The sequence below is a fragment of the Paraburkholderia phenoliruptrix genome (assembly GCF_902859825.1).
GTDB classification, from domain to species: domain Bacteria; phylum Pseudomonadota; class Gammaproteobacteria; order Burkholderiales; family Burkholderiaceae; genus Paraburkholderia; species Paraburkholderia phenoliruptrix.
This window is the reverse complement of sequence record NZ_CADIKB010000041.1, coordinates 44,199-51,292: the sequence shown is the minus strand read 5'-3', so window position 1 is coordinate 51,292 and position 7,094 is coordinate 44,199. Positions and strand designations below refer to the sequence as shown.

The following is a 7,094-nucleotide window of genomic DNA, read 5'->3' as shown; positions in this document are numbered from 1 at the left end:
CGCCGCCCTGAAGCGTTCGCCCTCGAAATCCAACATTGACCATGATCGCAAGGTCGCATAATCTATGCCGCACCCGCCGTCCCAACCTTCAACTGTCTGTGGGACATTGCCCTGGAAACGGCATCCATAAAGGTCCCGATCGCGCGCCTCCTCCGCTGGCCGCCTCAAGGTAGCAGGAAAAACTGTCGAGGCAAGCCAGTGCAAAAACGCGCAGGGTTGTCCAGCGCTCCACCGACGGGGTCCATCCGGGCAAGCCGACTGGTGCGAAGAGCGAAAGCCAGACAAGAACACCAAGCAGCCCATGTTCGCATCGGCCGAAAAGATGCGCCGGTACGCCGACACCCTCCCATTTTGTCCGCCATCGCAGTACCGCTTGAGCAACCGGACAGAACGGTGTCGTTGTACATGCATCGAGCCGCCAGGTGAAATAGCGGCCAGCGGTATAGACACACCTTCGGTGCCTTTGCACGACATGTCGTATGAGATGTCGTCGAATCGACTTATAGCACGCGATGGCGTCAGGCAGCAGGTCATCGGAAGTGGATACCGCCGGCGAACGGGGTAAATCGCCGACGCACTTACGGCGATGGTCAACATCTGCTTTTAGCGAATCGCGAGCAAAGGCCACCGGATGGACCAGGACGTCCGAAACGCCTTCAGTTTGCCCCTGCACGACATGCGCGCAGAAGCCGCCGACCCCATCCGCGCCGCTGCCCCTTGGCGGCGCCGACGCCAGCCAGGCCTCGCAAACGTCCGACTGGCCTAAGTTAGCCAGTAGTTGCCGAAGATTCGATGAGCGGCGGCCGAACCAATCCCGAGCAAGACCGTGCGCGACCTTGCACCGGTACACAAGCGATAACCTGGTCGCCGGATCTTCTGCCGCGCCGGGCGAGCGAACCCAGTTGTGCCCGCAAGTCGGACAACATAGGGGCAGCCGGAAATTGCACGCCTGCAGCCGATAGGTCATCAAGGCCTCGCCGCATTGGATACAACGGTCACGCAGTGGACTGCCGTGGACTGGGCATGTCTTGCACCCGTCAGACTGGAAGACGGCGAGATGAATGCCGCGCGCCGCACACTGCATGCACCACATCACTTGTTGCGGTCTGACACCCCGCGAGACATCGCTAACCGGCAAAAACGCAGCCGCGACGTCGCAAAGCGGAATGCACATCAGATCGGACATCCGGAGGAGATCGAACTGTCGCATGTCGCGCAGGTCGATGCCGTGCTTCACAGGCCAGCGATCCGGTTTTCGTAAGAAAAGTTCCGCCAATGCTGTACACGACAACGCGTTCAATTGCTGGAATCTGGCGAGCAGCATAAACGCGGACTGCCCTGGCAGATTCCAGTCGTCGCGCCAGCACCAGGCACCGGTTTGCCAGGTGTAAGCGCCGGGGAGCAGAATTCCGAAGCGACTTTTCATGGTGCAGCAGCTACGTCGTCAACGAAGATGATGCGCAAATCTTCCAGCGCCGCGACGTAGTTGGATTCGGCTACCGCCTGCGCCCACGATGCAGGGCTGAGCGCAAAATCCGATGCATCGTGGTTCATGTTGTCGTTTAGGGCGATCTCGACAGTACGCGCCACATACTCCATCGGAACAGAAACGTACTAACAGTTAGTTGAGCGTAAGTGCGTGAATTTACTGGATAAGTTTCGGCTAACAATTTTTGCGCACCTTTCAACCCTGCTCACGACAATATTTACTCGTTCTTCCGCCCGAACGGCGCGGTCAACACCTTGCCCTCGACAATCCCTTGGAGTACCTGGACTTCCGCTCTGAGCGCTTCGTTAATCGATGCGAGGTCAACAATCTCCTTATTTTGATCGGCGATCACCTGGTAGAGCCGGGCGGTCGCCGCCCGTTGTAACTGCAATTCCCGATGCTTGTCGTCGCGCTGTGCTCGTGTGGATTTATTGACCAGAGCGCGGACCTGTTCGGCGAAGTCGGGATAGGTGTTATGGATCAGGGCTGGGGTCACTTTGGCTTCGTTGGCGACGGCCGCAATCGACACTTTCTTGCAGGCGCGTTGTAGACGGCTCAGCGCCAGTTGCAACTCGGTCAGCGTTCGCGCGCGATCACGCTGGCGGGGCGGTTTGACCGCTTCGGGCGTGGCTGCGGTGCTAGGCGTTTGCTTCGCTACCACTTGGATCTTCCCCTGGTAGTTCAACGCCCAAGTCCTTGAGCACGCGAGCCGCTTCTTCTAGATCGCGCCTCGCGCGCTTAACGTCGCCAGGACCGAGTTTCTTGGTCTCTTCGAGAAGTTCCCTTTGGTGCCGATAGGTCTCCTGCCAGAAGGGCTTGAAATGGTCATCAATGACACCGTGGTGGCAGGTTCCGCAACGCCCCTTCTCGTAGATGCCGGATCCGCCACAGCCCGCGTCCTGGGCCAAGCACCACGCATGACTCGTGCTGCGAATGGTGATACGGTCGGATGTTTCCTCGATCATCGCCTTCCGATCTGGAAAGTCTTGCGCACGCAAGGCCATGATTTTCTTGCCAGCCCCCCCGGCCAACAATTCCTCGCCCTCCAACCATCCGGTGATGGTCTGGATTTTGTGCTGCCGCGTTTCCTCCAGAATTTCGTCATATAGGGCGGCGTCCTGGCGCGGGTTGGCCGCATATAGCTGAGTCATGTTGATCGACGAGTGCTTGAACTGTTCCTTGAGGAACAGCAGGCCGCCCAGCCGATGCCGCGCGAAGGTGTAGGCATATAGCCGCCGCATCTGGTGCGGCGCCAGAGCCCAGTCCACCCCGGCGTCCTCGGCAAACTTCCGAAGCACACCGCCCCAACCCGTGGCGGACACAGGCACGATGCCGCATTGGCTCTTCCCAAGAAACAGCTTGCTGAGATTGGCGCGGGCGACGGCGATCTGTTGCAGATGCTGGTGCGTCCTTTCCCCTCGATTCGTTTCCCACTCCCGCAACCGCTCGGCCAGCCTCACGCGATGCGGTTCGGACCAACGTTCGAGCACACGCAGAATATCGTGGCCCATGCTTGGCATTAGAAATTCGACGACACCTTTCTTGGTCTTGTGTTCGAACGACTTGACCCAATGAAAGGTATAGTTGTTCGTGATCTCGGTACGACCGGCACCAACTTCGATGCCAGATAGTTCAGAACTTCGCATACCGGTCAGCACCCCGAGAAGGTAAAAGCAGGCATTGCGGATCGCGGTGACCTCCGCATCTTGCCACGCAGAGCGCCTGCCCACGTCACGCTGGTCCAAAATACCGTCGGCGTTCTTCAGAATGTTTTCTGCATGAATGAAGAGGGCTTGTGCCACCGCCGCCGGAATCAAGGGCGTCTTGCTGTCCTTTTCGCCATCCTTCCTTGCCTGCCCGACGCGTCCTGCCATCTCGCCAGCGGACGAATTGGGCCATGGATGGAAACCCAATTCCTCGGGATGTTGGTCGCGGAATGTGTAGAGCCTTTCCAGGGCGCCGAATTTATTGGCTAGAGCACCCCTCACGTTGTCGCTGTTCTTCTGGTCTTGAACGTAGTTGGTAATGTGGATCGGACGAACGTCAGCCAACGAGGTGACACCCACTGTTTCCAGATATCGGAAGAAGATGGCGAGATGACCCTGGAAATGTTTCAACCTCGCCACGCCGGGCGGAGTACTGCCCTCCGTTCCCACCCGCCAGTATCGAAACACGATCGCTTTGCTCGCCTCGCGGAACGGTTCGGGGATGCGTGACCAGTTCACGCGTTTGTTGCTTTCGTGAGCATTCGGTGTAGTCACGAAGGGCCACATTTCCCACACCAAATCGCCGTAGCGGGAAAGCACTCGCTCTTGGCCGCCGTCGCTGACGGCCGAGATGACCACATCGCGGCGGGTCAACTCGTCGAGCCCGGCAACACTTAGGGGCTGCTCAACCAACAGCCCGTAGGCTTTGGTCAGTGCCTGCACGGCAACGCGCTCGAGGTGCGTTTTGGGAACCGCTAGCTTGCTGGCTTTAGCCACGCTCGAGCCCCATCAAGGTTGGCTCGATCGCATACGATTTCCAGAAGATATGTGGGTTGACGCGGGCGCGCTCTTTGGCGGTTTGCACCAGCGCCGAATCAAACTTGTCCGTAGTGAAGGCGTCAATCAGGCGCATCGTGTGATGAAACTGCATGCGCCAGTCGCCGCTTCGGGCGTGATCTTTCTCCCGGTCGAGAAACCAGTAGAAACTGAATAGTCGATGCAGGTCGTCCGGCGCACCGACGATGGCATAGCTGCGACAGGAGAAACAGGCAAAGAAGTCGTCGCAGGGTGTGCCGTCCCGCGGCGCTTTGTCGCCGTAATACGGGTCTTTGCACCCACCCACGCGTGTCGTGGTGATCAGTGCGATGGGGATTACCTTGCCGTTTCCATCGCTCTGCTCGGCGTTGCGGTAGATGTCCGGCAGCGCCTCCCCGACGAAGGTTGCATCCTCGCGCATCGAGTTTGTGCAGGCGAGGTAATGATTGTCCGCAACCTGTGGTGTGTGGCCCATCAACGCTGCGGTGGCGATGATGTCGCCGCCACTGAGTTGCCACAGGCGGTTTTCCATCGTCTTGCGTAGACGCGATGCATTGATCTCTAGGCGCGCGCCATCGTCCGCCTTGAGTTGATGTCGATCGATCAAGGATTGAATGCCGCGACCAAGCGTACAACTGCTCATCCGGGTGAGCAGGCGCGATTTGTCGCTATTCCCTTCACGGACAAACAGGCAAGCGAAATCTTTGAGATCGTCTGGCGCAGAATCGGCGAGAGGCTGGGTCATCGCCAATACTTTCCGCACGAGGGCGACGCCGTCCATCGCAACCGGTAGCGGGCGGTCTTCCTCCTTGGAGAAGCGCAGGCTCTTGAGCTGCGTTGCATTCCCGCGCCGCTTGAAGGTCTCCAGCAGCATCATGTTAGGCATAAACGGGTGCGGTTTTAGGCAATCCCGCTTCATTTCCAGGAGCGGCGTGGTGTTGGCGCCGGTACGGACAGCTAATGCGAGCAGGTACACAACCAACGCCGCCGAGGCTAGTCCGTCGAACTGTTGCTTGTGAATGGCGATGATGTCGTCGCGCAGTGCCATGACCAGTCGGGTGCGTTCTCCGGTCGATAGTGGTGTCGCTCCCCTATATCGCGCATTGCTATGCGGAAATGGATTGGCTGGAAACAGATCCCTGCCCTCTCGCACCACGCGGCGATGCTGAAGACCGATGAGGACGGGTTTGGTCCTGGCATAAAAACTTCTTTGCGAGGTGTAGGCCCAGTCCGCGTGGCCCTTAAGCCATGCGATAAATGCAGAGATATGCTTTCGCTCCAACGTCTCCGGCTGACATGGCACCCCGGCGGCGATCAGGAAGTTACAGAAATGGACAAAACCATTGATCCAGTAGCCGCGCACCGTTGCCGGAGTGGCGCCACCGCCCGCGAGGAATGCCCGCAACTGCGCGGTACACGCCCACACCCAGGCGTCGATGCCGCGGCCAAGGTAGGCAGATAGGTCGAGTGTGCGTTGTGACGTGGCATTGCCTCTGGCCGGCAGCGTGACGGTGGCGCCGCCGTTCTCCACGTCGATGGGGGTGATCGATACCCGGAGAGGAGCCGCGGCGTGGTTTTTGCGGCTTGTTTTCACGGTCCAGCTCCCGCGAATAGTTGATCAATCTCGTCCTCGTGGGCCAGCAAAAGGTGGCCCTCCAGCGAGTTGATGAGATGCAAGTAGATAGCCGTGGTAGTGACATCGGAATGACCCATCCGATCGCGCACGTACAAGAGCGGCTCTCCTTCGAAGGTCTCGCTCTTGCGCAGGCTCCAAAGCAAAAACGTGGCATAGGTGTGGCGCAACATGTGTGCGGTCACATGGAATCCCACTCGCCTGGAAAGCGCCGCGAAGATGGCGGTCAAGGCTGCTTTGGTGTAGGGCGCGCCGTGCTCGGTGAGAAACAGGGTGGGGAATTTCGCCCCATTACGATGATTTCTCTCGCGCATCTTGCGGTGCCGAACGCCGTAGGTATCCAATTTCTCCATCAGATCATAGGGCATATCGATGCTGCGAGGTTTGCTGTTCTTGATTTCCATGTCGCGCGGGTCAAGACTCAGCCGAATCTTTTGGTTTGAGCGGAGATCTCTCCTGCGGCTGGGATCGAATACGTATCCCGGCTTCTCCGGCCAGGTCCGACATTCAATCTGGCGCAAGCCCGTACGAAGCATCAGCGAAAACATGAGTCGATGGGTGACGTTCGGCAGCGCCTCATAGCAGACCGTGACCTGCTCCTTAGTCAGGATTTTGATGGACTGCGCTTGCTGTTTCAGCAGGATGCTTGGCGACTCCACCTTGCCGCTTGTCGCATCGACGTGCGCCAGGAAACCCGGCTGCCGACTGGTCTGGATCGAGACCAGATCAAAGGGCGGTCGGTCAATGAGTCCCTTCTTCACCGACCATTGATAAAAGCGGACAACGACACGCAGCCGATTGTTGATGGTCGTATTCGCCAGCCCCACCGTGCCCTTCGACCAGTCCCGATACGCTTCAAGTGCACTCGGCATGCCGGGCGAGTCGGGCTGCCGCCAGTCCAGACCGTTGGCAAAAACAAAGGCAAAGAAGTCGTACAGCGCCCAGCCATACGACTCCCACGACTTCGGACTGCTCACTCGGCCATTTGATGCAATCAAGTCCCAGAGAAATGACTGCGCGGGTTCCATCGGGTGGCCGCCGGTATTGAGTAGCAGCGGAAAGCCCTTCCAGACCCGCCCAGCAACGACTAACTTCTCGTTTGCCAGGAGGTATCTCATAGCACTTGCCTAAGCTTTGTGACGGCCTGTCTGAAGTTCAGTGCCAATAAGTGCATGGCAAGATCGACACCGCCGCCACCACCCCGCTTGAGTCGTGTGTCGAACCATTTCGGGCCGGTGGTTAGGAGTTCAAATTCTCGATCGCCCACACGTAGGTGCCAACGGTGCGTGTGACTGTCACGTATTGGAATGAAGCTCGCATCCGCTTTGACGTAATCGACCAGAAGGGGAAGCAACACCTCGCAGTCCACAGACCGGTATTTATCCAGTTCAACAGCATCGACTTGCCCCCGCGCCGGAACCATTCTTCCCCTCCCGCTCCCCGAAAACCC

Annotated in this window: 6 protein-coding genes; all 6 read right to left on the bottom strand. The window is 58.6% G+C overall.

Going from position 1 to position 7,094, the window contains the following annotated elements:
* Positions 1-88: 88 nt before the first annotated feature.
* Entirely contained in the window at positions 89-1,426 is a 1,338-nt protein-coding gene (locus tag HV711_RS27665) for a hypothetical protein (RefSeq protein WP_175145387.1), read from the bottom strand.
* Complete coding sequence (locus HV711_RS33845) at positions 1,423-1,554, bottom strand: hypothetical protein (protein WP_302479492.1); 132 nt, start codon at positions 1,552-1,554, stop codon at positions 1,423-1,425. The genes HV711_RS27665 and HV711_RS33845 overlap by 4 nt, the downstream gene beginning before the upstream one ends.
* 152 nt (positions 1,555-1,706) lie before the next feature.
* A complete protein-coding gene (locus HV711_RS27660) occupies positions 1,707-2,174 on the bottom strand; it encodes a TetR family transcriptional regulator (protein WP_175145385.1) in 468 nt (155 codons plus the stop codon).
* Positions 2,128-3,918, bottom strand: coding sequence for a tyrosine-type recombinase/integrase (locus HV711_RS27655; RefSeq protein ID WP_175145383.1), 1,791 nt, complete (start codon positions 3,916-3,918; stop codon positions 2,128-2,130). The genes HV711_RS27660 and HV711_RS27655 overlap by 47 nt, the downstream gene beginning before the upstream one ends.
* 46 nt (positions 3,919-3,964) lie before the next feature.
* Entirely contained in the window at positions 3,965-5,605 is a 1,641-nt protein-coding gene (locus HV711_RS27650; RefSeq protein ID WP_051224313.1) for a hypothetical protein, read from the bottom strand.
* Positions 5,602-6,762, bottom strand: coding sequence for a tyrosine-type recombinase/integrase (locus HV711_RS27645; protein WP_035481689.1), 1,161 nt, complete (start codon positions 6,760-6,762; stop codon positions 5,602-5,604). Before HV711_RS27645 ends, HV711_RS27650 begins: the two co-directional genes overlap by 4 nt.
* Between the last annotated feature and the right edge of the window lie 332 nt (positions 6,763-7,094).